The organism is Solirubrobacter ginsenosidimutans, from assembly GCF_027587205.1.
On the sequence record NZ_JAPDOD010000015.1, the window covers coordinates 140251 to 165693 of the forward strand.

Sequence of the window (25443 nt, forward strand, 5' to 3'; positions counted from 1 at the left end):
TTCACGTGAAACGCGGGATCGGATGCCGATCCGACCGACGCCGCCGCTAGCGTCGACGCCTGAATGGGCACCATCTACGCGATCGCGAATCAGAAGGGCGGGGTCGGCAAGACGACCACCGCGGTCAACGTCGCCGCGTGCATCGCCGCCGCCGGCTACGAGACGCTCGTCGTTGACGTCGATCCCCAAGGCAACGCCACGGTCGGTCTCGGCGTCTCCCGAGAGAACACTCCGGGCGTCTATGACGTGCTCGCCGGTGACATCGACGCCCGTGACGCCGTCCGCCCGACCGGGGTCGAGCGGCTCTCGATCCTCGTCTCCACCCCGGACCTCGCCGGCGCCACGATGGAGCTGCCGCGCCTGGCCGGGTCCGAGACCCGCCTGCGCGAGGCGCTCGAACCGCTGCGCGAGGACTATGCCTTCATCCTCCTGGACTGCCCGCCGTCGCTCGGGCCGTTGACCGTCAACGCCCTGGTCGCGGCGGAACGCGTGATCGTGCCGGTCCAGACCGAGTACTTCGCGCTCGAGGGCCTCGCCGGGCTGCTCGACACGCTCGCGGCGATCCAGCGCGACCTCAATCCGCGGCTGACCGTCGCCGGGATGCTCCTGACGATGCACGACGCGCGCACCAAGCTCGCGCAGGACGTCGAGCGGGAGGTGCGGTCGCATTTCCCGGCGCTCGTGTTCGACACCGTCATCCCGCGCAACGTGCGCCTCGGAGAAGCCCCCAGCTACGGCATCCCGGTGATCCACCACGACCCGCACTGCGCGGGCTCCGAGGCCTACTTCGAACTCGCCAAGGAGGTGGCCGCCCGTGGCTAGCAATCGTGGGATGGGCCGCGGGCTCGCGGCGATCCTGTCGCCGACGCTCCCGGCCGACGGCGCCGAGGAGCTGCCGGAACTGCGGCGCCTGCCGGTCGACCTGATCACGCCCAACCCACTCCAGCCGCGTCAGTCCTTCGACCAGGACTCACTGCTCGGGCTCTCCGAGTCGGTGCGCGAACGCGGCGTTTTGCAGCCGATTCTCGTCCGTCCCTGCCCGGGCGGCACCTACGAGCTGATCGCCGGCGAACGCCGCTGGCGGGCCGCGCAGCTCGCCGGCCTGGAGGTCGTCCCGGCCGTCGTCGCGACCCACGAGGACCGCGAGAGCCTCGAGATCGCCGTGATCGAGAACATGGCCCGCGAGGACCTGAACCCGGTCGAGGAGGCGCGCGCCTGCTCGCTGCTCGTCGACGAGTTCGGTCTCACGCGCGAGGAGGTCGGCAAGCGGGTCGGTCGCTCCCGCGTGGCGGTCTCGAACCTCCTCCGCCTCCTCGACCTCCCGGACGAGGTGCTCGACATGCTCGTCGCCGGCCGCCTGACCGAGGGGCACGGCCGTGCGGTGCTCACGGCTCCGGACCACGCCGACCGCCGCCGTCTGGCCCGTGCGGCCGCCGACGAAGGCTGGACGGTCCGCGAGACCGAAGCCCGCGCCCGCGAAGCCGCCCGCCCGCCCGAGGTGGCGCCGAAGCCCACCCGCAAGGTCCACCCCGACCAACTCGCCGCCGCCGAGCGCCTGCAGGACATCTTCGCCAGGGCCCTAGGAGCGGACGTCCGCGTCGCCCCTCGCAAAGAGGGCTACACCGTCACTCTGGCGGTAGAGTCGCTGCAAGAGGCCGAAGCCCTCGCGAAGCGGCTATCATTCCGCGCCGCAGCGGGCGATTAGCTCAGTCGGTTAGAGCGCTTCTCTGATAAGGAAGAGGTCCCAGGTTCGAATCCTGGATCGCCCACTCGCCCACGGAGCCCGCTACTGGCGGGCTTCTTTCGTTCTGGAGTGCGCAGCCTTGCGCCGCGACCTGGAACGTGGCGGTGGGCGCGGTGCACAGCAGCCGCCGATTGGTTGCGACAGTTCGCACGGTTACAGACTGGTTGCGCGTATTTTCGGGGGCGCAGCCGTGCGTGGCGTCGATGGTTGACGTCTTCCGGTCGGCGGACCAGCCTGCTGCTCGTGTCCTCGACCCGTCTCTCCCAGATGCGATCGGCGAGCGACCCGCGGGCCAGAGCCGATCAGCCGGACGCCGCCTCGCAACCGCGGTACCGTCGCCTGCTCGAGCTGCAGCAGACCGCCGGCAACCGAGCCGTGTCCCAGTGGCTGTCTGCCGCGCGGGCGCCAGTTGCCCAGCGCACAACGTCTCCGCGCCTGTCGGTCCAGCGCATGAAGATCATGCCCGACGGCATGGGGCCCGGTCTGCACATCCCGGACCATCCGACTGCCGGCGACTTCAGCGACTACGAGGCCGCATACGTCCTCGTACCGATCGAGTTCGTGGAGGAGTTCAGCGCCGGGCTCGACCCGGTTGAAGTTGAATCCACGCTGGTGAGCGTTGGCACGCTCCTACGGATCCTGAGCCTCAACGACAGCGGGTGCGCCCGTGCTGTCCAGGCCTATCGCACCGCGCCCGCAGGGGCGGCCAAGATCCAGGCGCTGCAGGCCGCACTCGACCTGCTGGACAGCGAGATCGGCCCGCAGCTCGACCGCCCGAGCGTCCCCGTGGCGCAGCCGGCCCTGCCTGCCTCGCCGGCCGTCGTCGACGACGGGACGTGGCTGTCGGTCACCTTCAAGAACCTCAAGACCGACCGTGAGGAGACGGTCTACGCGAGCCTGCTCCGGCACGGCCTCTGGAATCTCGGCGACTCTCACCCTGAGGACCTCAACAGCCTGCTCATGCCGGAGGTCCGAGAACAGCTGATGGCCGACGGCGCCTCGCTGGCCAAGCAGCTGCCCAAGCGCCAGCCGTACTTCGGGAAGGGCATGTGTTACGAAGTCCCGTCCGGTCGCGTCTACGAGGTCGACAAGGGCGACCACTTCTTCCCGGTGTCAGGACCCGGCGTCCTGAAGCTCGTGCGCGAGCGGTACATGATGCTCAAGGCAGTCCTCGGCGTATTGCGCTCGCCGCACGCCGACCGCGTCGCCAAGTCCGTCGCGCCGCTGGAGCTCTTCGAGACGCTGGGGACCAGAATCGAGGATCTCGGCACATTCCTGACCCAGATCCGCGCGTGCGGCGTCCACCGCGACGACGACATCGACGCGGTGGTGGCCAGGTACATCAAGCCGTACGCCTGCCCTTCGATCACGGACTTTCTCGCCGAGTTGGCCGGGATCGTCAACCAGCAGCGCCTGTGGGACGCCGCCCGAGCCTCGCGCGATAGGCGCAAAGACAAGGCAGCCGAGGACCGCAAGCGGACCGAGAAGCAGCCGTCGTACGGCTAGCGTCGATCGTCACATCGGGATACGGTCGGCGCATGGCCCTCTCACGCGTCCTCGCCGCGGGTGTTGGAATCCTCGCGCTCGCACTCCCGTCCGCCGCGCACGCGGGGACTGTGTCCGGCATGGGGAGCGTGTCGAACACGTACGAAGGGTCCGACGTGGACGAGCAGGTCGCCATCCGCACGGAGGGAGCTATGACCGTCTTCGGGTCCTCGGCGATCGGGCTCGGCGGGCCCGGCTGCATGCAGGTCGACGGAGACACCGCGAGTTGCCCGTCGGCGGCCACGACGATCGTCAACACGCTCGCCGGCAACGACACCATCGACGCTTCGGGGGTCGCCGCGGGGACCAGCCTCCAGGTCGACGCGGGGCTCGGTGGCGATTACATCACCGACGGCGCCGGCAACGACACCATCAACGGCGGGCCGGGCGGCGACAACTGGATCGCGGGCGGCGGCAGCGACGTCTTCAACGGCGGCGATGGCGACGACACCGCGGACTACAGCGGCCGCGGGAACTCCGTGACGATCCTGCTCAACGGCCAGGCCGCGTCCGGCGAGGCGGGGGAGGCGGACACGGTCGGCGCCGACGTCGAGGGGGCGAGCGGCGGAGCGGGGAACGACTCGATCGTCGGCAACAACCTGGGCAACCGGCTCAGCGGCGGGGGCGGAAACGACACGATCACGGGCGGAACGGGCGAGGACCGTGTGGAGGGCCAGGAGGGCGACGACCGGATCGACACCCGCGACGGGCGCTACGACTCGATCGATTGCGGGGCGGGCACGGACACGCTGCTGGCCGATCCGGGAGATGGCGCCGCCAACTGCGAGGTCGCGCCCGATCGCGACGGCGACGGCACGCTCAACGAGCAGGACTGCGCGCCGGACGATCCCGCGGTGCACCCCGGCGCGGGGGAGATCGTCGGTAATGCGGTCGATGAGGACTGCGCGGGCGGTCCGCAGTACCTGCGGGTCACCGCGCCCCTGGGCTACAGCACCAAGGGACGCGGGAACTCGGCTCGGTTCGTGCGGATCACGCTGTCCGAGATCCGGGCCGGCGACGCGATCGAGGTGCGGTGCACGGGCGGCAAGCGCAAGGGCTGCCCGTTCAGCAAGAAGACCCAGACGGGCAAGGCGGGCAAGAGCAAGGTCAACCTGCTGTCGCTGTTCAAGCAGCGCTACCTCAAGCTGAACGCCGTCGTCGAGATCCGGGTCACCCGCCCGAACGAGATCGGCCGCGTCCAGCGGCTCAAGGTCACCAGGAAGGGTGTGGTCAAGAGCGAGCTGCTGTGCCTGGCGGTCGGGGCGACAAAGCCCGGGAAGTGCAGCTAGGGCTCCTAGATCTCGATCGGCGCCACCGTCCTATCGCCGCCCGCGTCGCCGGTGTTGAGCGTCTCGCGCGGCTCGATCAGCAGCACATGCGTCTCGACGTCGGCCTTCGGGCAGTGCTCGACCCCGCGCGGCACGACGAAGAGCTCGCCTGGCTCGAGCACGACGTCGCGGTCGCGGAACTGGATCACGAGGCGGCCGGCGACGACGAGGAAGAGCTCGTCGGTCTCGTCGTGCTTGTGCCAGACGAACTCGCCCTTCGTCTTGACCACGACGAGCTTGTAGTCGTTCATGTAGCCGACGATCGCGGGCTGGTATTCGCTCCCGAGCAGGGCGAACTTCTCGGCGAGGTTGATTCTGTCGTCCATACAGAGATGATCCCGGACGTGGATGCGCTCGCGGCCTACCCCCGGATCCGGTTTATGGGCTCAAAGCATCGCCTGGCCCCGCGGCTCGCGGAGATCTTCGCCACGCTGCCGCCCGGTCCGGCGATCGACGCGTTCTCGGGGAGCGGCGTCGTGGCGTACACGCTCAAGGCGGGCGGGCGCGAGACCCACGCCAACGACCACCTGACCTTCACGACGACGCTGGCCGAGGCACTGGTCGCCAACGAGGACGAGACGCTCACCGCCGAGGACGTCGAGAAGCTGTGCTCTCCGAGCCTCGACGGCCGGGATTTCATCGCCGCGACCTTCACCGGCCTCTACTTCCCGGACGTCGACCACGCGTTCCTCGACGCCGCCTGGTCGCACGTCGACGAGTTGCAAGGCGCCAAGCGCGCGCTGGCGCTCAGTGCGCTGTGCCTGGCGGCGGCGTGGAAGCAGCCGCGCGGCGTCTTCACCGTCACCACGCCGCGCTACGACGACGGCCGCCGGCAGCTGCACATGCCGCTGGAGGATCTGTTCAAGGAGGCGGTGACCCGCTGCAACGCCGCTGTCATGCCCGGTCTGGCCTCGGCCACGTGCGGAGACGTCTTCGCCTGCGACCCGGGCCAAGCCGCGATCGCGTACCTCGACCCGCCGTACGCGCCGCCCCGCGACGACACGTGTTATGTCAAGCGCTACCACTTTCTCGAAGGGCTGGCGACGTACTGGCGCGGGCAGGAGATCATGTGGGAGACGCGCACCCGGAAGTTGGTGAAGCGACACACGCCGTTCGGCTCCAAGCGGACGGTCCGGGACGCGCTCGACCGGCTGTTCGATCACTTCAGCGCCCCGCAGGCGCTCGTCGTCTCGTACGGCTCCAACGCGGATCTCGACGCCGCGGAGCTCCAGGCGCTGCTCTCGCGCCACCGCCGGAATGTCCGTCGCATCGAGATTCCACACCGATACGCCTTCGGCACGCACGGCACGGCCGCGAGGCGACTTGCGACCGAGTACGTGTTCGTCGGAATGTAGGCACGCCTATACTCCGGCTGGTGCAGGAGATGGTGATTTACGGCGTCAGCTTTGACATGGTCGGCAAGCAGCCGATCGTGCTGCTCAAGGCCGTCGACACGAACAAGTTCCTGCCGATCTGGATCGGACATCCAGAGGCGGCGGCCATCCTGATGAAACTGCAGGGGGCGTCGACTCCGCGTCCGATGACGCATGACCTCCTGTTCGACATGCTCGGTGAGCTCGAGGTCGCGTGCACGCGGGTCTCGGTGACCGAGCTGCGCGAGAACACGTTCTATGCGTCGATCACGTTGTCAGTGAACGGACGCGAGGTCGAGATCGACTCACGCCCGTCCGACGCGCTGGCCCTGGCCGTGCGTTCCGGAGCGCCGATCTTCGCCGCCGAGGACGTGATCGCCGAGTCGGCGATCGAGTTCGAGCACGAGGTCGAAGACACCGAAGAGGTCGTCGACAAGTTCAAGGAGTTCTTGGACCGCGTGACCCCAGAAGACTTTGCTGGGGGCGACACGTAGCTCAGGCCGGGGCGCGCGCCACCGCGAGGTCGAGCACGCGCGCCACGAAGTCGTCGAAGCCGATCCCGGCCGCCTCGGCGGCCAGCGGGAGCAGCGACGTGTCCGTCAGGCCGGGGATCGCGTTGGCCTCCAGCACCGTCAGCTCGTCGCCGGCGAGCATCAGGTCCACGCGGGCGAACCCGGAGCAGCCGAGCACCTTCCAGGTCGCCAGCGCGAGCTCCTGGGCGCGCAGCGTGACCTCCGGCGGCAGGTCGGCGGGGCAGACGAACCGCGTGGCGCCGATCACGTAGCGCGCCTCGAAGTCGTAGAAGTCGTCGGTGTCCGGGATCGCCTCGACCACCGGCAGCGCCTCGGGCCCGTCCGCCGAATCCAGCACGGAGACCGCGAGGTCGCGGCCGTCGACGAAGCGCTCGAGGATCACTTTCGTGTCATACGAGAAGGCGGCCACCAGGGCGTTCGGGACGTCCGCCGCGGTGCGGGCGAACTTGATCCCCAGCGCGGACCCCTGCCCGGCGGGCTTGACCACGATCGGGAACTCGAGCCGCTCCTCGATCGCCGGCAGCGCCCGGGCGGCGCCCAGATCCTCGAACGCGGTCTGATTGAACGCGTAGAAGTCCGGCGTCGGGATGCCCGCGTCGCGCAGGGCGTGCTTGGCGACGACCTTGTCCATGCAGCGGATACAGGCCCCGGGGCGCGAGGCGGTGTACGGGATCCCGACGAGCTCGAGCAGCTCCTGCACCGTGCCGTCCTCGCCGCCGCGGCCGTGCAGCGCCACGAACGCCACGTCGGGGCGCTCCGCGGTCAGCCGGTCGACGAGGTCGGGGCCGACGTCGATCGGCAGCACGTCGTGGCCGAGCCGCGCCAGCGCATCCTCCACCCGCGCGCCGGAGCGCAGCGAGACGGTGCGCTCCATCGACGCTCCGCCCTTGAGGACGGCGACCTTCACGAGGCCTCCCGGCGGCGCAGCGGGACGACCTGGCCCTCCACAGCGGGCTCCGCGGCCTTGCGCGGCGCCGGCTTGGCGCCCGTGAGCGTGCCGTAGAGCGCGACCTGCTCGGAGACGATCTTGCCGATCCGCCGGATGCCCTCGCGGATGTCATCGTCGCCCACGCCGCTGAAGTTCAACCGCATCTCCGATCCGCCGCGCCCGTCCAGGTATGCCGCCCGCCCGGGGACGAACGCCACGTGCTCGCGCAGCGCCCGCGCCAGCAGGTCCGTCGTGTCGATGTAGTCCGGCAGCTTGGCCCAGACGAAGAGCCCGCCCTGCGGGACCGTCCACGTCGTCTCGTGCGGCAGGAACTCCTCCAGCGCCGCGACCATGACGTCGCGCCGGCGCCGGTAGATCCCGCGCAGCTCGTCCAGGTAGCGCCGCCAGTCGCGCTGCTTGAAGTACTCGACCACGAAGTACTGATTCAGCGGCGAGGAGCACAGGTCCGCGGCCTGCTTGCCGAGGTTCAGGCGCTCGAGGATCGGCGCCGGAGCGGCCGCCCAGCCGATCCGCAGCCCGGCCGAGAGGATCTTCGAGAACGTGCCCGCGTAGATCACGTAGCGCCCGCCATCGAGCGAGTACAGCGTCGGCAGCGCCTCGCCCTCGTAGCGCAGGAGCCCGTAGGGGTTGTCCTCGAGGATCACGAGCTCGCGCTCGTTGGCGATCCGCACGAGCTCCTTGCGCCGGTCCAGCGGCATCGTCACGCCGCCGGGGTTCTGGAAGTTGGGGATCGTGTAGATGAACTTCGGGCGCCGGCCTTCGAGACGCAGCCGCTCGAGCGTCTCCTCGAGCAGGTCGATCCGCATGCCGTGCTCGTCCATCTCGATCTGGACGACGTCAGCTTCGTAGGAGTTGAAGCAGGGAACGGCGCCGGGATAGGTGGGCGCCTCGGCCACGACGACGTCGCCGGGATCGAGGAAGGCGCGGCAGACGAGGTCGATCACCTGCTGGCCGCCGGTGGTGACCATGACGTCGTCGGTCTCGACGATCGTCCCCTCGGCCGCCATCACCTGCACGATGCACTTGCGCACGTCTTCAAGGCCGTCCGTCGGCCCGTACTGAAGGGCGGCGGCGCTGGAGTCGACCGCGACCCGCGACATCAGCATCGCGAAGTCCTCTGCCGGGAACGTGGTCGTATCCGGCAGGCCGGTGGCCAGCGAGATGACCTCTGGCCGGGCGGTCACGGCCATCATGTCGCGCATCGCCGACGAGGTCATCCCGCGCGTGCGGCGCGCGAACAGGCCGCCGTAGCGCTCGATCTCGTGGGCGCTGGAGGGGGTGGTCCCCTTCCCGGGGGTGTCGTCTATCGTCATGCGGCGGAACGAACGCTAGCGCGCAATGGACTATCTCCTCGACCTTCTTCAGGGTCTCGGAATCGCCGCGGCGATCGGGATCCGACCCTTCCTGCCTACGCTCCTCGTCGGAGCGCTCGCCGCCGGCGACCTCGGTATCGACTTCGATGGGACGGACTTCTCTTTCCTGGAGAAGACGCCGTTCCTGCTTGTCATCGTGATCTTGGTGGCGGTCTTCAACATCATCGACCGGCGCCGTGGCGCGGACACGAGCGTCCCCGGGCCGGTGACGGCGCTGCTGCTCGCGTGCTCGCTCGTGCTCGGCGCGTTGCTGGCGTCGGCCTCGATCGCGGACGGCAGCGACACCTGGTGGCCAGGGATACCCATAGGCGTGGCAGCCGCCTCGCTCGGCTTCCTGTCGGCCAGGTCGCTGTTCGGCCGCGTCAGCGCCCGCCTGGACGCCGAGACGGCCAAGGCGCTGCCGCTCTACGCCGAAGGGATGGCGCTGCTCGGCGCCGGCCTTTCGGTCCTGCTTCCGCCGCTCGCGATCCTGTTCGTCGCGGCGCTCGCCTGGCTGCTCATCGGCGGCCGCCGCCGCGAGGGCGAGAAGTACGCCGGGCTGCGCATCCTCCGATGAAGAAGCTCGTCCTCGCGGTCATCGACGCGATGAAGCCCGCGATGCTCGAGCGGGCGGTCGCGACGGGCCGTGCGCCGACGCTGGCGCTGCTGATGGAGCGCGGGCACTACGTCGACGAATGCGTGGCGGCGTTCCCATCGGTCACGCCCGTCTGCGCGGCGTCGATCGCCACCGGCACCGGTCCCGCCGAGCACGAGATCCCCGCGATGAACTGGTGGCACCGCGGCGAGGAGCGCTACATCGAGTACGGGACGAGCTTCGGGGCGTCACGCGCCTTCGGCATCCGCCAGTCGCTCACCGACACGATCTACAACATGAACCTCGAGCACCTCTCGAAGAACGTCGAGACCGTGTTCGAGAAGCTCGACGACGCCGACATCCGCACCGCCGGGACGACCTACCTGATGTACCGCGGCCGCTACCGGCACGAGCCGTCGGTCGACACCGCCCTCTCGCGCCTGGCCCACACGGCCTTCGGCCTGCCCACGATGGGCCCGAAGGAGCTCTTCTACGCGGACATGTTCGCCTCGCGCAAGACCTCGTGCCGCTCGCAGCTCGGCCTCCCGGGCGTGCGCGACCAGCATTCGGGCTGCGTGTCGGAGTACATGGTCGAGCACGACCTATTCGACTTCCTGCTGCTGTCGCTGCCCGACAACGACACGCATTCGCACAAGTACGGCCCGTTCGCCCAGGTGGACTCGATCGCCGCCGCCGACCGCCAGATCGCGCGGGTGATGGAGGCGGCCGGCGGGCCCGACAAGTTCCTCGAGGACCACGCGGTGATCGTCTGCAGCGATCACTCGCAGTCCAAGGTCGAGGGTGAGATCGATCTGTTCAAGGCCTTCGACGGCTTCGGCGTGCGCGCCGCCCAGCGCTCGCGCGAGGACGACGAGATCGCGGTCTGCCCGAACTCGCGTGCCGCGCAGGTCTACGTGCTCGATCGCTCCAAGCGGCGGTCGTTGATCCCGCGCGTGGAGCGGACGCTTCTCGCCCTGGAGGGCGTGGACCTGGTGATGCGGATGGGCGATCACCCGGACGGCGAGGCGGTCGTCCGCGGCGAGCGCGCCCGCGGCGTCAAGGAGGTGCGCTTCGCCCCGCGCGGCGACCTCGTCGACGCTCGCGGCGACCACTGGAGCGTCGAGGGCGACCTCGACCTGCTCGGCCTGAAGATCGAGGACGACCAGATCCGCTCGGCCACCTACCCGGACGCGATGAGCCGCGTCTGGTCGGCGCTGCGCTGCCCGTCCGCGGGAGAGGTGCTCGCCTCAGCTCGCCCCGGCTACGAGTTCCTGGACTGGGGCGGCGCGCACCACGTGGGCGGCGGTTCGCACGGCTCCCTGCACGCCAACGACTCCAACGCCGTGCTGATCTGGACCGGCACCGGCCCGGAGAAGACGGCGAGGGAGCAGTGGGCGCTCCGTGACATCGTCCCGATGATCACGGACCATTTCGGCCTCGCGTAGCCTGGACTTCGCCCCCTGGGCGAATGTCCAAGCGAAGCGAGCCCTCTGGGCGAGCTTCGCCCACTTCGGCGTGAACTAACCCAGCGCGTCGGCCAGCAGGTCGACCTGGCCCGGGTCCGGGTCGCAGGGGAAGAAGACCAGCTCGTCGCAGCCGGCGTCCGCGAAGCCCTGGACGTACGCGCGGACGGTGTCGGCGTCCTTGGCGGCGCCGTCGGCGACCATCTGCGACATCTCGCCCAGGAAGCCGTAGTAGTCGTTCAGGTAGCCGTCGGCCGCCGCTTTGGCGTTGTCGCCGAGCGCGAAGTACGAGAGCGCCATCGTCTGCGGCTTGCCGTCGCGGCCCGCGGCCTGCCACGCCGTCTGCAGCTTGGCCAGCCCTTCACGGAACTGGTCGGGCGAGCCGCCGCCCATGATCCAGCCGTCGTGCGCCGCCGCGCGCCGGAACGCCGCGCCGGAGCTGCCGCCGAGGATCACGGTCGGCCGTCCCGCCGGCCCGATCGAGTCGCCGCTCCAGATCTCGTCCCACTGTTCGAGCATGTGGTCGAAGGCCTTGCCGCGGCCGCCGAACTCGGCACCGGCGGCCTCGTAGTCGTCCTCGCGCCCACCCACGGCGACGCCGAGGACGAGCCGTCCGCCGGACAGCGCGTCGACCGACGCCGCCTGCTTGGCCAGCATCGCGCCGCTGACCCGCAGCGGCGCGATCAAGATCGTGGTGGCGAGCTTGATCCGCTCCGTCACCGCCGCGGCGGCGGCCAGCGCGATCAGCGGCTCGTAGTTCGCGTAGACGATCCGGTCGATCGTCCCGAGGCTGGAGAAGTCGCGGGCCTCAGCCCGCCGGGCCCAGTCGACGATCTGCGCGCCCGTGGCGCCGCGGATCGTCGAGGGCAGTCCGATGCCGACGTCCATGCCGTCAGGCTACGGGTCGCAGCACCTGGGCGATCGAGTCGGCGCGGCGCGGTGACGAGGCCCGGATCACGACCGCGTTGATCCACGGATCGATCTCCGACGGCTCGTAGCGCATCGGCATGTGGGTGCGCATGACCGCGATCGACTGCTCCTTCTTCATCCCGATCACGCCGCCGCGGGCGCCGGTCATGCCGACGTCGGTGATGTAGGCGGTGCCGCCCGGGAGCACGCGGAAGTCGGCGGTCGGGACGTGGGTGTGGGTACCGACGACCGCGGTCACCTTGCCGTCGAGGTACCAGCCGAGCGCGACCTTCTCGCTGGTCACCTCGGCGTGCATGTCGACCAGCACGTGGTCGCAGCGGGAGACCTCGCGCAGCGCCTCGTCGATCGCCACCAGCGGCGGCGCGGCCGCCTGCAGGTGGACCATCCCGCTCAGGTTGACGACGCCGAGCGTCACCCCGTCACGCTCGACGATCGTCGTCCCGCGGCCCGGCTGGGTCTTGAGGAAGTTGTACGGGCGGATGATCCGCCGCTCCTCCTCCAGGTACGGCCAGACGTCGCGGTGGCGGTAGGTGTGGTTGCCGAGCGTGATCGCGTCCACGCCCAGCTTGAGGAACTCGTCCGCCTCTTTAGGCGTGATCCCGAGCCCGCCGGCGGCGTTCTCCCCGTTGACGACGACGAAGTCCAGGGCGAACTCCTCGCGCAGGCCCGGCAGCAGCTCGCGCAGGACGCGGCGGCCGGCGCGCCCGACCACGTCGCCGATGAAGAGGATCGAAGTGATGGACGGGCATACTGACAAGGAGATGGCGCGGCATACGGAGGAGGAGGCTGCGAACCCGCTGGACGAGGTCGGCGAGGAGGGTCCGGACTCCCCGCCGCTGCGCACGCCCGCTCCCGCTCCGCCCGCCCGGATCGCGCCCGTTCTCGTCCCGCGCTGGGTCCAGATGGCGCTGCTGCCGGTGGCGATCGCCGGCGCCTACCTCTTCCTGCACGCGGCGGGCCACATCCTGCTGCTGTTCATCATCGCCGGGCTCATCGCCCTGCTGCTGAACCCGTTCGTGGCGCTGCTGCAGAAGGCCCGGTTCCCTCGCGGAGCCGCCGTCGCGGTCGTCATGGTGAGCGTCCTCGCGCTGCTCACCGGCATCGGGTTCCTGCTGGCCAACCCGATCTCCGACCAGGTCTCCAGCTTCCAGCGCGACGTCCCCGGCTACGTCGACGACGCCAACACCGAGCTCGCCAACCTGCAGGACTGGCTGGACCGCAAGGGCATCAACCTCCAGGTCAAGCAGGAGGGCGAGACCGCGCTGCAGACGATCGGCGAGCGCATCACCGGCGGCGCCGGCGACGTCGTCAGCTTCACCCGCGACGCGGTCCAGATCCTCGTCGAGGCGAGCCTCGCGGTGATCCTGATCCTCGTCCTGTCGGTCTACATGCTGATCTACGGCGAGCGCATCGGTGCGGTCGCGCGCGGCCTCGTCCCGCCCGGGGACGGGACGCCGGACGACGACTTCCCGACCCGGATCCAGGCCGCGCTGTTCGGCTACGTGCGCGGGCAGGTGCTGTTCAGCCTGATCATGGGCACCAGCGCCGGGCTGATGCTGTTCCTGCTCGGCTCGCTCGGCATCTTCCCCGAGGGCAAGACGTACGCGGTCGCCTTCGGCGCGTGGTACGGCTTCGCGGAGCTGATCCCGTACGTCGGACCGGCGGTTGGCGGGCTGCCGCCCGTGATCATCGCCGCGCTCAGCGACAACCCGATCGATGCGGTGTGGCTGATCATCGCGTTCACGGTCCTGCAGCAGCTCGAAGGGCACGTGGTCGCGCCCAACGTGTTCGGGCAGGCGCTGCGGATCAACCCGATCCTGGTCATCTTCGCGCTGCTCATGGGCGGGCAGCTGGCGGGATTCGTGGGTGCGTTCATCGCGCTGCCGATCGCTGCGATCCTGCGCGAGACGATCGTGTACCTGCGCCGCCACACCCACTTCGAGCGCTGGGACCTGCCGACGGCCAAGCCGCCGCCGCAGGCGACGGAGTCCCGCTGTCCCGAGTGCGGTGTGCCCGTCGCCGCGGACGCACAGGAGTGTCCCGCCTGCGGGACGGAGCTCGGCGATCGCGACGCGGCGGCCTCGGCGGCCGCGGCCGCGCCCGGATGAACGTCAGCGGGGTGGGCAAGCGCTTCGGGGCGAAGGCGGCGCTGCGCGACGTCTCGTTCGCGTTGGAAGCCGGCGAGCGCGTGGCGATCATCGGCCCCAACGGCGCCGGGAAGACGACGCTGCTGCAGATCCTCGCGGGAAGCCTCGCGCCGGACGAGGGCACCGTGGACCTGCCCGACGCGGGCTGGGTGCCGCAGCGCGCGGCGGTCTACGGCAAGTTGACCGTGCGCGAGAACCTGCAGCTGTTCGCGCGGCTGGAGAAGGCCTCGCCGGTCACCGTCGCCCGGATGCTCGAGCTGACCGAGCTGCAGGGCGACGAGGAGACCGGCAAGCTTTCCGGGGGCAACCGGCAGCGGCTGAACATCGCCGTCGGGCTGCTCGGCGACCCGCCGCTGGTCCTGCTCGACGAGCCCTCGGCCTCGCTCGATCCGGCGCAAAGAGAGCGCCTGTGGGCGTTCATCGCCACGCTCGAGGCCACGGTCCTCTACACCACCCACGACGTGGGCGAGGCCGATCGCCACGCCGACCGCGTGCTGGTTCTGGCCGACGGCGAGCTGCTCTTCATCGGCACCCCGGACGAGCTCTCCGGCGACCGCGACCTCGAGACCGCTTTTCTCGCCCTGTGCGCTGGCTCCTGATCAAGGATCTCCGGATCCTGCGCCGCTCGCCGCTGCTGGTGGGCCTGCTGATCCTGTACCCGGTCGTGGTCGCGATCCTGATCGGCGCGGCGCTCACCGGCGGGCCGGAGAAGCCGCGGGTCGCGTTCGCCAACCTCGCCGGCGACGCGACGTTCAACCTCGGCGGGCAGACGCTGGACGCCACGACCTACACGTCGCGCTTCTTCGAGGCGGTCGACCCGATCCGCGTCGACAGCCGTGAAGCGGCCATCGAGAAGGTGCGCAGCGGCGAGGCCCTGGCCGCGCTGGTGATCCCCGCCGACGCGATCCAGAAGCTGCAGGGGATGCTGTCGCTCGGGGGCGGTGGCGCGCCCACCGTCGAGGTCTTCTACAACGCCGAGGACCCGGTCAAGCGCCGCTACGTCGAGTCGACGATCCGCGCTCGCCTCGCCGACGCCGACGCCGCGCTCTCGGATGCGGTGCTCGCGCAGTCGGCCAAGTACCTCGACCTGGTGGTCAAGGGCGGGAAGCTCTCGTTCCCGCTGGTCGGCGAGGTGGAGATCCTCGGGCTGCGCAACGCTCGCACGCTGATCGACACGTCGCTGAAGGGCCTGCCGAGCGACTCGCCGCAGCGGGCGCCCTTGGAGCAGGTCAGCCGCTTCGCCCGCCTCGCCGCCGACAACCTCGACCTGAGCAAGCCGATCCTGTCGTCGATCGGTCAGCCGGTGACGATCAAGCAGACGGTCGTCAAGGGCTCAAAGACGCCGCTGGACCAGTTCGCGGTGTCGGTCGCGGCGACGCTCTCGCTGATGCTCGTGACGCTGCTGCTGGCCGCCGGCCTGCTGGCGATGGAGCGCGAGGAGGGCGTCTTCGCGCGGCTCGTGCGCGGGCTCGTCTCGCGGACCTCGCTGCTGACCGAGAAGATCGTGCTCGCGGCCGCGGCGGCGTTCGTCGTCACGCTGATCCAGCTCGCGGTGATCCGGATCTTCGTCGGGCTGGAGATCAAGCCGCTCGCGCTGGCCGCCGGCGCGTTCGCGTTCGCGGCGCTCGGCACCGCGTTGGGCGCGCTGGCGCGGGAGGTGCGGGTCGCGTCGCTGCTGGCGATCCTGCTCGCGCTGCCGCTCGCGTTCCTCGCCCTGATCCCGAGCGGCGCGGTCAATTCCGGCCTCTACGACACCCTCAACGTAGTTTCCGGTGCATTTCCGTTCAAACCGACGCTGCGGGCGCTGGACGGCCAAGGCCTCGCGCTCGTGCATCTGCTCGCGCTGGCGTGCGCATACGCCGGGCTCGCGCGCGTGGCGCTCCGCCGGTTCTAGGATTGCCTCGAATGGCCTTTCCCGCCACCCGCCTGCGTCGTCTGCGTTCGACCGGCGTGCTCCGCGGCCTCGTGCGCGAGACCGAGCTGAGCGTGTCTCACCTCGTCTACCCGATGTTCGTCGTGGCGTCCGGCCCCAAACGGACGCCGATCGCCGAGATGCCGGGGATCGACCACGTCTCGATCGACGGGGCGGTCGAAGAAGCCGGGATCGCTCACGCGCTCGGCATCCCGGCGGTGCTGCTGTTCGGCCTTCCGGCCTCCAAGGACGAAGAGGGCTCCGGCGCCTGGGACGACGAGGGCGTGATCCAGCTCGCCACCCGCGCGATCAAGGCCGCGCACCCGGATCTGCTCGTCATCACCGATCTCTGCCTGTGCGAGTACACGTCGCACGGCCACTGCGGCGTCCTGCGCCCCGACGGCGTCGTCGACAACGACCAGACCGTCGAGCTGCTCGCCCGCACCGCGGTCTCGCAGGCGGAAGCGGGGGCGGACGCGGTCGCGCCCAGCGACATGATGGACGGCCGCGTGGGCGCGCTGCGCGCCGCGCTGGACGACCACGGGCTCTCCGAGACGCCGCTGATCGCCTACTCGGCGAAGTACGCGAGCGCCTTCTACGGCCCGTTCCGCGTCGCGGCCGACAGCGCGCCGCAGTCAGGCGACCGCAAGGGCTACCAGATGGATCCGGCCAACGCGCTCGAAGCGATCCGCGAGGCCAAGCTCGACGTCGAGGAAGGCGCCGACATCCTGATCGTCAAGCCGGCCCTGCCGTACCTGGACGTCATCCGGCGCATCAAGGACGAGACGGGCCTGCCCGTCGCCGCGTACAACGTCAGCGGCGAGTACTCGATGCTCAAGGCGGCGGCCGAGCGAGGCTTCCTCGACGAGCGCGCCGCCGTACTCGAGGCGCTGACCGGCATCCGCCGCGCCGGCGCCGACATCATCATCACCTACCACGCGAAGGACGTCGCAACGTGGCTCAGCCAATAGCTCGCGCCAAGGTCCGTTCCCGGCGCGACGGCTCGGCCGTCCCGCTCGACGAGACCGACAAGAAGCTCCTGAACCTCATGCAGGGCTCCTTCGCCCTGTGCGAGAAGCCCTTCGCGCACGTCGCGGGCCTCGCCGACTTGAGCGAGGACGAGGTGATGGAGCGGGTCCAGTACCTGCTCGACAAGCGGATCATCCGCGAGGTCACGCCGATCTTCGACACCCGCGCGCTCGGCTACTCGTCGATGCTGGTCGCGGCGAAGGTCGACGCCGCCAACCCGCATCGCGCGGCGCAGTTCATCAACTCGCACCCCGGCGTCACGCACAACTACCTGCGCAATCACGAGTTCAACCTGTGGTTCACGCTGGCCGTTGAGCCGGACTCCAAGCTCGGCCTGGACGGCACGCTCGACGTGATGGCGGCCAGGACCGGCGCCGAGTCGATCCGCCAGCTGCCGACGCTGAAGCTGTTCAAGATCCGCATGGACCTCGAGATGGAGGCCGGCACCGACGCGCTCAAGACGGCCGGCGAGGCCGTCGAGCCGCTGGAGCTCGACCCGATCGAGCTGTCCACCGAGGACATCGAGACCATCAAGGCCACGCAGGGCAAGATGGAAGTGCGCTCCGACGCCTACACGCCGGCCGCCGAGAAGCTCGGCGTGCCCGTGAGCGAGGTCCTCGCTCGCCTCGCCTCCCTGCAGGAGCGCGGCGGCCTGCGCCGCGTCGCCGCGATCCTCTATCACCGCCGCGCGGGCTTCTCCGCCAACGGCATGGGTGTCTGGGCCGTCCCGGACGACCAGATCCTCGACCTGGGCCGGCAGATGGCCGCCTTCCGCGGGATCTCGCACTGCTACCAGCGCCCCACCTACGCGGATTGGCCGTACTCGGTGTTCACGATGGCCCACGGGCGCTCCAAGGAGGAGTGCGACGCGGTGCTGGACGCGATCGCCGACTCCTGCGGCATCCAGGAGCGCGCGACGCTCTACTCGAGCACCGAGTTCAAGAAGATCCGGATGCTCTATTTCACCGACGACTTCAAGCAGTGGGAAGCCGAGCACGGGGCCTGAGGTGAGCACCTCATCGCTATCGGACACCCGGTCGGCCGAGCTCTACCGGCGGGCGCTGCACGTCCTGCCGGGCGGGGTCAACTCGCCGGTGCGGGCCATGCGCGCCATCGGGCGCGACCCGATCTTCGTCGAACGCGCCTCAGGCGCCGAGCTGACCGACGTCGACGGCAACGTCTATGTGGACTACGTCTGCTCCTGGGGCCCGCTGATCCACGGCCACGCGCACCCGGCGATCGTCGAGGCGGTCATTGGGGCCGCGGCGCTGGGCACGTCCTACGGCGCGCCGACGGCGGGTGAGGTGGAGCTCGCCGAGGCGATCACCGCCCGCATGCCCTCGGTCGACATGCTGCGGATGACGTCGTCGGGCACCGAGGCGTCGATGAGCGCGATCCGGCTCGCCCGCGCCGCCACCGGCCACGACAAGCTGCTGAAGTTCGCCGGCGCCTACCACGGTCACGTGGACGGCCTGCTCGCGCAGGCCGGCTCCGGCCTCGCCACGCAGGGCATCCCGTCGTCTCCCGGCGTTCCCGCCTCGGCCGCCGCGGACACCGTCGTCGTGCCCTGGAACGACCCTGAGGCCGTCAGGCGAGCCTTCGCCGAGCACGAGCTCGCGGCCGTCCTCGTCGAGCCGTATCCGGCCAACATGGGCCTGATCCCGCCGGCGCCCGGCTTCCTGGAGCTCTTGCGCGACCTCTGCACCGGCTACGACTCGCTGTTGATCTTCGACGAGGTCATCACGGGCTTCCGCGTCGCGCCGGGCGGAGCCCAGGAACTCACGGGTGTGCTGCCCGACCTGACGGTGATGGGCAAGATCCTCGGGGGCGGGCTTCCGGCCGCGGCGTTCGGCGGCTCCGCCGCGCTGATGGAACGGATCGCGCCCGCCGGCGACGTCTACCAGGCGGGGACGTTGAGCGGGAACCCGCTCGCGGTGGCCGCGGGGCGCGCCACGCTCGCGCTGCTGGACGAGCAGGCCTATATGACGCTGAGCGACACGACCCGCGCGCTGGCCGACGGCCTGCGCGAGGCGGCCGGCGATCGTCCGGTCTCCGTGACCTCCACCACGGGCCTCGTGACCGTCTTCTTCGCGGCGGAGGCCCCGACGGACTACGCAGGCGCCGTCGCCTGCGACAGCGAGGCCTACGGCACGTGGTGCCGAGCGCTGCTGGCGCGCGGGGTGTACCCGCCGGCGTCGCAGTTCGAGGCGTGGTTCCCGTCGCTCGCGCACTCCAGCGAGCACATCACGCGCACGGTCGAGGCGGCCGCGGCGGCGTTCGCGGAGGCAGCCTCGTGACCGACGCCTTGCACCGGCTCGCCGACGAGCTGCGCGAGGAGGGCGGCCTGCTGGCCCTGACCGTGCGCGAGGACGGGCGCGAGCCGCAACCGCACGGCGACGCCGTCGCGGCGCGCGGCGAGGGCTACCCGCTGCTCGTCGAGGCGATCCGCGAGGGCTACCTCCAGCACTACGCCTCCGGGCGGGTCGTCCAGCCCGAGGATCCGGACCTCGCGCTGCTCGCCGGCGACCGGTTGTACGCCCTCGGTCTCGAGCGTCTGGCCGCGATCGGGGACCTCGACGCGGTGGCCGAGCTCGCCGATGTCATCGCCCTCTGCGCGCAGGCCCACGCGGAAGGCGACCCCGCCCGCGCGGATGCTGTATGGGACGCGGGCGCGGCGGCTGTCGCGGGCGGTCCTGCTGCTGACCACCAGGCCGCCAAACGGCGGTGGCGAGGCGCCGGGTCGTGAACGCCTGGCACGTCCACACGCCGCCCCAAGTCGGCCGAGCGATAGCATTCCGGCCCCTTGCCTGAGAACCGCAAGCAGCCGCAATCCAAGTTCACCGCCGATCGCAACATCCCAGGTGCGTTCGAGGGTGAGACGATCACCCGTCGCCGCTTCATGGTCGCGACGACGCACACCGCTGGGGCCGTTGCCACGGCCGCGGTGCTGCTGCCCGCCATCGGCTTCGCCGCGGGCTCCCCGATCTTCGAGCGCGCCCCCGTCATCTGGACGCCCGTGGGCAAGCCGACGGACTTCCCGGACGACGACTACGTGCCGCGGGTGATCACCACCACCCAGGGCATCGGCGAGGTCGGGAAGACCACCGTCTACATGCGCGCCCGCAACCCGGACATCGACGACGTCGAGGGCAACCCGGCTCCGCCGTCGACCGACGCGCCGGTGATCGCCATCTCCAGCCGCTGCATGCACCTCGGGTGCCCGGTGCGCTGGACGTCGGCCGCGCAGCGCTTCATCTGCCCGTGCCACGGCGGCGTCTACGGCTTCCTGGGCCAGGTCTCCGGCGGTCCGCCGGTCCGCCCGCTCGATCACTTCTACACGCGGATGCGCAACGGCAACGTGGAAGTCGGCCCCCGCTACTCGGTCAACTCCCAGTTCAAGCGCTTCCCGAGCTACCGCGATCCGGGCCAGCCGCTCGACGGCATCGGCCAGTACCTGTACCCCGGCCGCTTCTCGACCCCGAAGAACCCATGAGACTGCCGACGCTTCCCAAGCCCCCCATCCCGAAGAGCTTCCAGGACGCGCCCTCGCGCCCGGGCGAGGCCGAGCCGGCCAAGCCGCTCGAGCAGGCCAAGGAAGCCGGCATCCATGTGGCGGGCTGGGTCGACGAGCGCACGTCGCTCTCGGGCGGCATCCGCTGGCTGTTCTTCCGCAAGGTGCCGAAGGGGACCAACTGGTTCTACACGCTTGGCTCGGCGACGATGTTCGCGTTCGTCTCCCAGGCGCTGACCGGGATCTTCCTGGCGATGTACTACACGCCGTCGCCGACTCAGGCCTACGAGTCCGCGCGGCACATCACCAACGACGTGTTCCTCGGCGAGTTCGTGCGCGGCATGCACAAGTGGGGCTCGTCGGTGATGGTGATCCTGATCTTCCTGCACATGGCGCGAACGTTCTTCTTCGGCGCCTACAAGTACCCGCGCGAGCTGAACTGGATCATCGGCGTGGTGCTCGTGATCCTGACGTTCGTGATGTCGCTGACGGGCTACCTGCTGCCGTTCGATCAGCGGTCCTACTGGGCGACGATCGTGGCCTCGAACATCAACGGCACCGGCCCGCTCGTCGGTCCCTTCCTGTCGGACTTCCTGAGAGGAGGCGCCGACTTCGGGGCGACGACCTTGTCGAGGTTCTACGCGATCCACATGATGCTCGTGCCCGGGTTGATCGCCGCGCTGATCGGCGCGCACCTCTACCTGGTCGCCAAGCTCGGCACCACCGCGCCGCCGTGGCTGCGCGCTGAGACGGACGAGAAGCTCCGGGAGGAGCGCGTCTAATGAATCAGCGCGAGAAGGAGGAATACCTCCGCGAGTACGCGATCCTGAAGTCCAAGGGCAAGCCGTTCTTCCCTTACGCCGTCGCCAAGGACAGCGTGATGATGGTCTTCGTGATGGCCATCATCATCACGATGTCGATCGTCCTCGGCGCCGAGCTGGGGCCGAAGGCGGACCCGACGACGACGACCTACGTGCCGCGCCCCGAGTGGTACTTCTTCTTCCTCTTCGAGGTCCTGCGCGTCATCAAGCCGCCGGAACTGGTCCCGTTCGCGACCATCGGCGTGCCGACGATCTGCATGATCATGCTGTTCCTGCTGCCGTTCATCGATCGCGGCCCCGAGCGGCGTCCTGAGCGCCGGCCGATCGCGACCGCCTCCGGCATCCTCGTGATCGCGGCGATGGCCTACCTGACCTACATGGGCGCCGTCGCGGGCTCGCCGAACTCGATCGACATGGTCGTGCCGGCCAACCTCGAGAAGGGCAAGCTCGTCGCCGCCCAGTCCGGTTGCCTGGCCTGCCACATGATCGGCGAGAACGGCAACGGTGGCCCCGGGCCGCACCTGACCGACATCGGGGACAAGCTGGAGAAGGGCGCGATCCGCCGGACGCTCGAGAACCCGACCGCCCCGATGCCCTCCTTCCGCAACCTGCCCGAGGACAAGAAGTCAGCGCTGGTCGACTTCCTCTCGTCACTCAAGGGCGGGACCGAAGCCGGCTAGCGGCCATGGCGGCCGGGACCGGCACGCTGCCCGCCGATTCGGTGCGGGCGATGTTCGACCGTATCGCCGGCGTCTATGACGTCATGAACACGGTCATGACGGCGGGGCTGCACCACCAGTGGCGCACCCGCGCCGTCGACCTGGCCCGCGTGGGGCCGGGGACTCGCTCGCTCGACGTCGCGACCGGCACCGGCGACCTCGCGATCGAGCTCGCCTCCCGCGGCGGGGACGTCGTCGGGTCGGATTTCTCGGAGGGAATGCTCGAGCGGGCGCGCGCGAAGGCGCCGGCATTGACGTGGGAGCAGGCCGACGCGCAGGCGCTCCCGTACCCGGACGATGCCTTCGACGCGGCGACAGTGGGCTTCGGCGCCCGCAACTTCAGCGACCTGCCGCTCGGCCTGTCGGAGATGGTGCGGGTGGTCAAGCCGGGCGGGCGTGTGGTGATCCTCGAGATCACGACCCCGCAGAAACCGCCCCTATCCACGTTCTTCTCTTTGTGGTTCGATCGCCTGGTGCCGTTGCTCGGGCGCTTCGATGAGGCGTACACCTACCTGCCGAACTCCGTCAAGCGGTTCCCGGCGCCCTCCGCGCTGGCGGGCGAGCTGGTCGCCGCGGGTTGCACCGACGTCGGCTGGATCCTCACCGCGGGCGGGATCATCGCGATCCACCACGGGACGGTTTCATAAGTGGCGAGCGCCGAGGCGGTCGCCGCGGTCGTCGAGGCGGGGGGCGCGCACGTCCCTGGGCTGATGCGCGACCTCGAGGAGCGCCTCGCGACGATCGCCCAGTCGCACGGGCCGACCTTGGGGGAGCACGCGGGCGCGACGATCGCCGCCGGCGGGAAGCGGCTGCGGCCGCTGCTGGTCTTCGTCGCCGCCGGGCCGGACCCGGCGGGGCGCGACGCGGCGCTGCGCGCGGCGGTGGCGGTCGAGCTCGTGCATTCCGCGACGCTGGTGCACGACGACGTGCTCGACGCCGCGGTGCTGCGTCGCGGGCGGCCCACCGTGGTGGCGTCCGCCGGCCGCTCGATCGCGACCGCGACCGGCGATCTGCTGTTCTCGCGCGCGTTCGCCGAGCTGGCGGGCGGCGGGACGGTCGACCCGGTGCGTGTGCTCTCTGACGCGTCGTCCGCGCTGGTCCAGGGCGAGTTGCTGCAGCGCGAAGACGCGTGGAAGCTGCAGACGACGCGTGAGCGCTATCTGCGCCGCTGCGATCTGAAGACCGCGCGGCTGTTTCGCGCCGCGTGCGAGCTGGGCGCATTGGCGGGCGGCGGGAAGGTCGCGCTGCTGGGCGAGTTCGGCGAGCGGATCGGGCTCGCGTTCCAGATCCTCGACGACGTCCTGGATGTGTCCGGTCCGGCCGAGCGGACGGGCAAGCACCGTGGCACCGACCTGCTGGACGGCACCGTCACGCTTCCCCTGATCCTCGCGCGCGAGCGCGACCCGGAGCTGGAGCGGCTCGACCTGCGCGCGGTGCGGACCCCGGAGCAGGCCGAGGGCGTGTGCGACGCGATCGCCGCGACGGGCGCGCTGGGTGCGGCCCGAGAGGAGGCGCTGGCGATGGTCGCCGACGCGAAGGCGGATCTGCCGTGCCTGCCGGAGCCCTCCCAGCAGGCGGCGCTGGAGCTGGTGGCCGACTCCGTGGTCGACCGCTACTCCTAGAAGTCTTCAGGCAGGATGGCGTTGGCGTCCAGGGCGGCCGCGAAGCGCTCGGCTTCGGCCTCCATGTTCGCCTGCACGAGCCGGCGCAGGTCCTTGACCAACGCCTCGGTGCCCGCGTCCAGCCGCTCGTCGAACCGGTCGACCGTGGCCTGGTCGAAAGTACCGACTTCGTTCCACTCGCAGTTCGGGCAGCGCAGCTCGACCTCCCAGTGCGTCACGGAGGCCTCTTCCCAGTCGACCGGGTACACGAGGTCGCGATCGCACTCGGGGCAGACGTGGAGATCCTCGACCTGGGGGGTGCTGGCGGCGGCCGCAGCGGCGGCGCCAGCGGCCTCGGCGGCGAGCGGCTCGAAGTAGACAACCTCGATCGAGCGGCCCGAGGGAAGGGTCACGCGGCGGACGTACTGACCGTTGGAGTTGGTGGGCTGGCTCATGACAGCCACCTAGATCGGCCTCCCCGTGACGAACTTGACCCAAATTCCCATGTTCCATGCCGCTACCCTCGTCCACAGGAACTGGTAGTAACGCCGTCCAACCACGTTCGGGAAGAGCGCGATGCCTAACATCGGACCCTTGGAGATCGCCATTGTCCTGGTGATCGTCCTCATCATCTTCGGCCCCAAGCGGCTTCCTGGCCTCGGTAAGCAGCTGGGTACCGGGATGCGCGAGTTCAAAGAGTCGATCACGGGCAAGGACAAGGACGATGACGACGTGCGCGCGTCGCGGACGGACGCTCGCGCTGATGTCGAAGCCGCGCTCGGGCGTCCCGAGGGCGAGCAGGCGCCGCTCGAGGGCGACGCCGTCCGCGAGCGCCAGCCGCGCTAGCGCTTCCTTCCACCTGTCGCACCTATGGCATCCGCGCTCCGCACCGTTGCGCACGATGACCGTCTAAGCCTCGTCGAGCACCTCACCGAGCTCCGGGTCCGGATCGTCGTCTGCCTCGTCGCCTTCGTTGCCGCGACCGTGTTCTGCATGGTCGAGAACCAGCGGATCCTCGACATCCTCAACAAGCCGCTGACCACGACGGTCAAGCCCGGCCGCAACGACCCGCTCACCAACGGCACGCGCTTCGACCAGCGCATGGCGATCTACCTGAAGCAGTCTGCCGAAGTGAACCGGCGGACCGCGGCCGCGGTCGAGGATGCGCAGCTCAAACGCGATCTCCTGGCGCTGGCGAACGAGGGCGATCGGGTCGCCGCGTCGGCGCCGAAGCTCACCGCCCGCAAGCCCGTCACGCTCGGGGTCTCCGAGCCCTTCATGCAGACGCTGAAGGTCTCCGCGTCCGCGGGCCTGCTGATCTCGCTGCCGCTGATCCTCTTCCAGCTCTACGCGTTCGTCCTGCCGGCGTTCTCCCCGCGGGAGAAACAGATCGCGCTCCCCGCCATGTTGGGGATCCCGTTCCTGTTCATAGGTGGAGTCGTCTTCGGCTACTTCACGGTCGTGCCGAGCGCGATCCGGTTCCTACAGAACTTCAACACGGACGCGTTCGACGTCCTGATCCAAGCGCAGCCCTACTACAAGTTCGTGCTGATGCTCCTGATCGCGATGGGGCTGCTTTTCCAGATCCCCATTGGCATCGTGGCGATCACGCGGGTCGGAATCGTCTCCACCAGCCAACTGGCGCACAACCGCCGCTACGCGATCCTGGCCATCGCCGTCCTCGCGATGCTGCTGCCCGGTCAGGATCCGGTGACGATGACGATGTTGATGGCCCCTATGTACGTTTTGTTCGAGGGCTCTATCCTGTTGTCCTGGCTGCTGGATCGGCGTGCCGCGAGGGCCCACGCCGACGATGAGGATTTGGTTGATCTTGAGGACTCGTTGTCATCCTCCGAGCCAGTGCACGTCACCCGCGATCAGGACTAGTCCG

Annotated in this window: 28 protein-coding genes and 1 tRNA gene; 23 read left to right on the forward strand and 6 right to left on the reverse strand. The window is 70.0% G+C overall.

Going from position 1 to position 25443, the window contains the following annotated elements:
• Positions 1 to 63: 63 nt before the first annotated feature.
• From OM076_RS17160 to OM076_RS17180, 5 genes are all read left to right on the forward strand, one after another.
• Complete coding sequence (locus OM076_RS17160; RefSeq protein WP_270041254.1) at positions 64 to 822, forward strand: ParA family protein; 759 nt, start codon at positions 64 to 66, stop codon at positions 820 to 822.
• Entirely contained in the window at positions 815 to 1705 is an 891-nt protein-coding gene (locus OM076_RS17165) for a ParB/RepB/Spo0J family partition protein (protein ID WP_270041255.1), read from the forward strand. The genes OM076_RS17160 and OM076_RS17165 overlap by 8 nt, the downstream gene beginning before the upstream one ends.
• Positions 1696 to 1769: transfer RNA gene (locus OM076_RS17170), tRNA-Ile, on the forward strand. Before OM076_RS17165 ends, OM076_RS17170 begins: the two co-directional genes overlap by 10 nt.
• A gap of 425 nt (positions 1770 to 2194) precedes the next feature.
• Positions 2195 to 3250 carry a hypothetical protein gene (locus OM076_RS17175; RefSeq protein WP_270041256.1) on the forward strand — a complete coding sequence of 352 codons (1056 nt, stop codon included), beginning with the start codon at positions 2195 to 2197 and terminating at the stop codon, positions 3248 to 3250.
• Between the two features lie 32 nt (positions 3251 to 3282).
• A complete protein-coding gene (locus OM076_RS17180) occupies positions 3283 to 4578 on the forward strand; it encodes a calcium-binding protein (protein ID WP_270041257.1) in 1296 nt (431 codons plus the stop codon).
• A 5-nt stretch (positions 4579 to 4583) separates the two neighbouring features.
• Here the strand turns inward: OM076_RS17180 and OM076_RS17185 are convergent, their stop codons facing one another.
• Positions 4584 to 4943: a cupin domain-containing protein gene (locus tag OM076_RS17185; RefSeq protein ID WP_270041258.1), complete on the reverse strand. Its 360-nt coding sequence runs from the start codon at positions 4941 to 4943 to the stop codon at positions 4584 to 4586.
• Positions 4944 to 4961: 18 nt separating this feature from the next.
• Between OM076_RS17185 and OM076_RS17190 the strand changes: the two genes are divergently transcribed.
• Both OM076_RS17190 and OM076_RS17195 read left to right on the forward strand, forming a co-directional pair.
• Positions 4962 to 5972, forward strand: a complete 1011-nt coding sequence (locus tag OM076_RS17190) for a DNA adenine methylase (protein WP_270041259.1) — start codon at positions 4962 to 4964, stop codon at positions 5970 to 5972.
• A gap of 29 nt (positions 5973 to 6001) precedes the next feature.
• The gene (locus tag OM076_RS17195; protein WP_169542186.1) at positions 6002 to 6484 is read left to right on the forward strand and encodes a bifunctional nuclease family protein; all 483 of its coding nucleotides are present in this window, start codon (positions 6002 to 6004) and stop codon (positions 6482 to 6484) included.
• 1 nt (position 6485) lies between these two features.
• Here OM076_RS17195 and OM076_RS17200 read toward each other — a convergent pair whose 3' ends face one another.
• Both OM076_RS17200 and OM076_RS17205 read right to left on the reverse strand, forming a co-directional pair.
• On the reverse strand, positions 6486 to 7430 hold the full coding sequence (locus OM076_RS17200) for a D-alanine--D-alanine ligase family protein (RefSeq protein WP_270041260.1): 945 nt from the start codon (positions 7428 to 7430) through the stop codon (positions 6486 to 6488).
• Positions 7427 to 8785, reverse strand: a complete 1359-nt coding sequence (locus OM076_RS17205; protein WP_270041261.1) for an aminotransferase-like domain-containing protein — start codon at positions 8783 to 8785, stop codon at positions 7427 to 7429. The genes OM076_RS17200 and OM076_RS17205 overlap by 4 nt, the downstream gene beginning before the upstream one ends.
• A gap of 25 nt (positions 8786 to 8810) precedes the next feature.
• Between OM076_RS17205 and OM076_RS17210 the strand changes: the two genes are divergently transcribed.
• Together OM076_RS17210 and OM076_RS17215 are read left to right on the forward strand one after the other, a co-directional pair.
• Complete coding sequence (locus OM076_RS17210) at positions 8811 to 9401, forward strand: DUF4126 family protein (RefSeq protein WP_270041262.1); 591 nt, start codon at positions 8811 to 8813, stop codon at positions 9399 to 9401.
• Positions 9398 to 10864 carry an alkaline phosphatase family protein gene (locus tag OM076_RS17215; protein WP_270041263.1) on the forward strand — a complete coding sequence of 489 codons (1467 nt, stop codon included), beginning with the start codon at positions 9398 to 9400 and terminating at the stop codon, positions 10862 to 10864. Before OM076_RS17210 ends, OM076_RS17215 begins: the two co-directional genes overlap by 4 nt.
• A gap of 75 nt (positions 10865 to 10939) precedes the next feature.
• On the opposite strand, the gene OM076_RS17220 is transcribed toward OM076_RS17215, so the two are convergent.
• Positions 10940 to 11770 (reverse strand): LLM class flavin-dependent oxidoreductase, encoded by an 831-nt coding sequence (locus tag OM076_RS17220; protein ID WP_270041264.1) that lies wholly within the window; start codon positions 11768 to 11770, stop codon positions 10940 to 10942.
• A gap of 4 nt (positions 11771 to 11774) precedes the next feature.
• Positions 11775 to 12569, reverse strand: coding sequence for a TIGR00282 family metallophosphoesterase (locus OM076_RS17225; RefSeq protein ID WP_270041265.1), 795 nt, complete (start codon positions 12567 to 12569; stop codon positions 11775 to 11777).
• On the opposite strand from OM076_RS17225, the gene OM076_RS17230 reads away from it, so the two are divergent.
• From OM076_RS17230 to OM076_RS17285, 12 genes are read left to right on the forward strand one after another with little or no spacing between them, the layout of a single operon-like run.
• Positions 12550 to 13920, forward strand: coding sequence for an AI-2E family transporter (locus OM076_RS17230; protein ID WP_270041266.1), 1371 nt, complete (start codon positions 12550 to 12552; stop codon positions 13918 to 13920). The two genes, OM076_RS17225 and OM076_RS17230, sit on opposite strands and share 20 nt — an antisense overlap.
• 11 nt (positions 13921 to 13931) lie before the next feature.
• Positions 13932 to 14558, forward strand: a complete 627-nt coding sequence (locus tag OM076_RS17235) for an ABC transporter ATP-binding protein (RefSeq protein ID WP_270041267.1) — start codon at positions 13932 to 13934, stop codon at positions 14556 to 14558.
• Positions 14543 to 15853: an ABC transporter permease gene (locus OM076_RS17240; RefSeq protein ID WP_270041268.1), complete on the forward strand. Its 1311-nt coding sequence runs from the start codon at positions 14543 to 14545 to the stop codon at positions 15851 to 15853. The genes OM076_RS17235 and OM076_RS17240 overlap by 16 nt, the downstream gene beginning before the upstream one ends.
• Positions 15854 to 15864: 11 nt before the next feature.
• Positions 15865 to 16842, forward strand: a complete 978-nt coding sequence (gene hemB / locus OM076_RS17245; protein ID WP_270041269.1) for a porphobilinogen synthase — start codon at positions 15865 to 15867, stop codon at positions 16840 to 16842.
• Entirely contained in the window at positions 16827 to 17906 is a 1080-nt protein-coding gene (ahbA, locus tag OM076_RS17250) for a siroheme decarboxylase subunit alpha (RefSeq protein WP_270041270.1), read from the forward strand. The genes hemB and ahbA overlap by 16 nt, the downstream gene beginning before the upstream one ends.
• 1 nt (position 17907) lies before the next feature.
• Positions 17908 to 19197 carry a glutamate-1-semialdehyde 2,1-aminomutase gene (gene hemL / locus OM076_RS17255; protein WP_270041271.1) on the forward strand — a complete coding sequence of 430 codons (1290 nt, stop codon included), beginning with the start codon at positions 17908 to 17910 and terminating at the stop codon, positions 19195 to 19197.
• Positions 19194 to 19646 carry a hypothetical protein gene (locus tag OM076_RS17260; RefSeq protein ID WP_270041272.1) on the forward strand — a complete coding sequence of 151 codons (453 nt, stop codon included), beginning with the start codon at positions 19194 to 19196 and terminating at the stop codon, positions 19644 to 19646. Before hemL ends, OM076_RS17260 begins: the two co-directional genes overlap by 4 nt.
• 57 nt (positions 19647 to 19703) lie before the next feature.
• Positions 19704 to 20393: a QcrA and Rieske domain-containing protein gene (locus tag OM076_RS17265; protein ID WP_270041273.1), complete on the forward strand. Its 690-nt coding sequence runs from the start codon at positions 19704 to 19706 to the stop codon at positions 20391 to 20393.
• A complete protein-coding gene (locus OM076_RS17270) occupies positions 20390 to 21193 on the forward strand; it encodes a cytochrome b (protein ID WP_270041274.1) in 804 nt (267 codons plus the stop codon). Before OM076_RS17265 ends, OM076_RS17270 begins: the two co-directional genes overlap by 4 nt.
• On the forward strand, positions 21193 to 21912 hold the full coding sequence (locus tag OM076_RS17275) for a c-type cytochrome (protein WP_270041275.1): 720 nt from the start codon (positions 21193 to 21195) through the stop codon (positions 21910 to 21912). The genes OM076_RS17270 and OM076_RS17275 overlap by 1 nt, the downstream gene beginning before the upstream one ends.
• 5 nt (positions 21913 to 21917) lie before the next feature.
• The gene (locus OM076_RS17280) at positions 21918 to 22598 is read left to right on the forward strand and encodes a ubiquinone/menaquinone biosynthesis methyltransferase (protein WP_270041276.1); all 681 of its coding nucleotides are present in this window, start codon (positions 21918 to 21920) and stop codon (positions 22596 to 22598) included.
• On the forward strand, positions 22599 to 23573 hold the full coding sequence (locus tag OM076_RS17285; protein ID WP_270041277.1) for a polyprenyl synthetase family protein: 975 nt from the start codon (positions 22599 to 22601) through the stop codon (positions 23571 to 23573). It begins immediately after the preceding gene.
• Here the strand turns inward: OM076_RS17285 and OM076_RS17290 are convergent.
• On the reverse strand, positions 23570 to 24007 hold the full coding sequence (locus OM076_RS17290) for a hypothetical protein (protein ID WP_270041278.1): 438 nt from the start codon (positions 24005 to 24007) through the stop codon (positions 23570 to 23572). The genes OM076_RS17285 and OM076_RS17290 overlap by 4 nt on opposite strands.
• A gap of 139 nt (positions 24008 to 24146) precedes the next feature.
• Here OM076_RS17290 and OM076_RS17295 point away from each other — a divergent pair, with 139 nt between their 5' ends.
• On the forward strand, positions 24147 to 24398 hold the full coding sequence (locus OM076_RS17295) for a Sec-independent protein translocase subunit TatA/TatB (protein ID WP_308214346.1): 252 nt from the start codon (positions 24147 to 24149) through the stop codon (positions 24396 to 24398).
• 24 nt (positions 24399 to 24422) lie between these two features.
• Positions 24423 to 25439 carry a twin-arginine translocase subunit TatC gene (gene tatC / locus OM076_RS17300; RefSeq protein WP_270041279.1) on the forward strand — a complete coding sequence of 339 codons (1017 nt, stop codon included), beginning with the start codon at positions 24423 to 24425 and terminating at the stop codon, positions 25437 to 25439.
• The last annotated feature ends 4 nt before the right edge of the window (positions 25440 to 25443 follow it).

Excerpts from the sequence above, each read along its gene's own strand:
- OM076_RS17290 (WP_270041278.1), bottom strand. The coding sequence starts at position 24,007 with ATGAGCCAGCCCACCAACTCCAACGGTCAGTACGTCCGCCGCGTGACC.
- OM076_RS17280 (WP_270041276.1), top strand. The coding sequence starts at position 21,918 with ATGGCGGCCGGGACCGGCACGCTGCCCGCCGATTCGGTGCGGGCGATG.
- OM076_RS17230 (WP_270041266.1), top strand. The coding sequence starts at position 12,550 with ATGGACGGGCATACTGACAAGGAGATGGCGCGGCATACGGAGGAGGAG.
- OM076_RS17275 (WP_270041275.1), top strand. The coding sequence starts at position 21,193 with ATGAATCAGCGCGAGAAGGAGGAATACCTCCGCGAGTACGCGATCCTG.
- OM076_RS17175 (WP_270041256.1), top strand. The coding sequence starts at position 2,195 with ATGAAGATCATGCCCGACGGCATGGGGCCCGGTCTGCACATCCCGGAC.
- OM076_RS17215 (WP_270041263.1), top strand. The coding sequence starts at position 9,398 with ATGAAGAAGCTCGTCCTCGCGGTCATCGACGCGATGAAGCCCGCGATG.
- OM076_RS17180 (WP_270041257.1), top strand. The coding sequence starts at position 3,283 with ATGGCCCTCTCACGCGTCCTCGCCGCGGGTGTTGGAATCCTCGCGCTC.
- OM076_RS17270 (WP_270041274.1), top strand. The coding sequence starts at position 20,390 with ATGAGACTGCCGACGCTTCCCAAGCCCCCCATCCCGAAGAGCTTCCAG.
- OM076_RS17220 (WP_270041264.1), bottom strand. The coding sequence starts at position 11,770 with ATGGACGTCGGCATCGGACTGCCCTCGACGATCCGCGGCGCCACGGGC.
- OM076_RS17185 (WP_270041258.1), bottom strand. The coding sequence starts at position 4,943 with ATGGACGACAGAATCAACCTCGCCGAGAAGTTCGCCCTGCTCGGGAGC.
- OM076_RS17160 (WP_270041254.1), top strand. The coding sequence starts at position 64 with ATGGGCACCATCTACGCGATCGCGAATCAGAAGGGCGGGGTCGGCAAG.
- hemB (WP_270041269.1), top strand. The coding sequence starts at position 15,865 with ATGGCCTTTCCCGCCACCCGCCTGCGTCGTCTGCGTTCGACCGGCGTG.
- OM076_RS17210 (WP_270041262.1), top strand. The coding sequence starts at position 8,811 with ATGGACTATCTCCTCGACCTTCTTCAGGGTCTCGGAATCGCCGCGGCG.
- tatC (WP_270041279.1), top strand. The coding sequence starts at position 24,423 with ATGGCATCCGCGCTCCGCACCGTTGCGCACGATGACCGTCTAAGCCTC.
- OM076_RS17195 (WP_169542186.1), top strand. The coding sequence starts at position 6,002 with ATGGTGATTTACGGCGTCAGCTTTGACATGGTCGGCAAGCAGCCGATC.
- OM076_RS17205 (WP_270041261.1), bottom strand. The coding sequence starts at position 8,785 with ATGACGATAGACGACACCCCCGGGAAGGGGACCACCCCCTCCAGCGCC.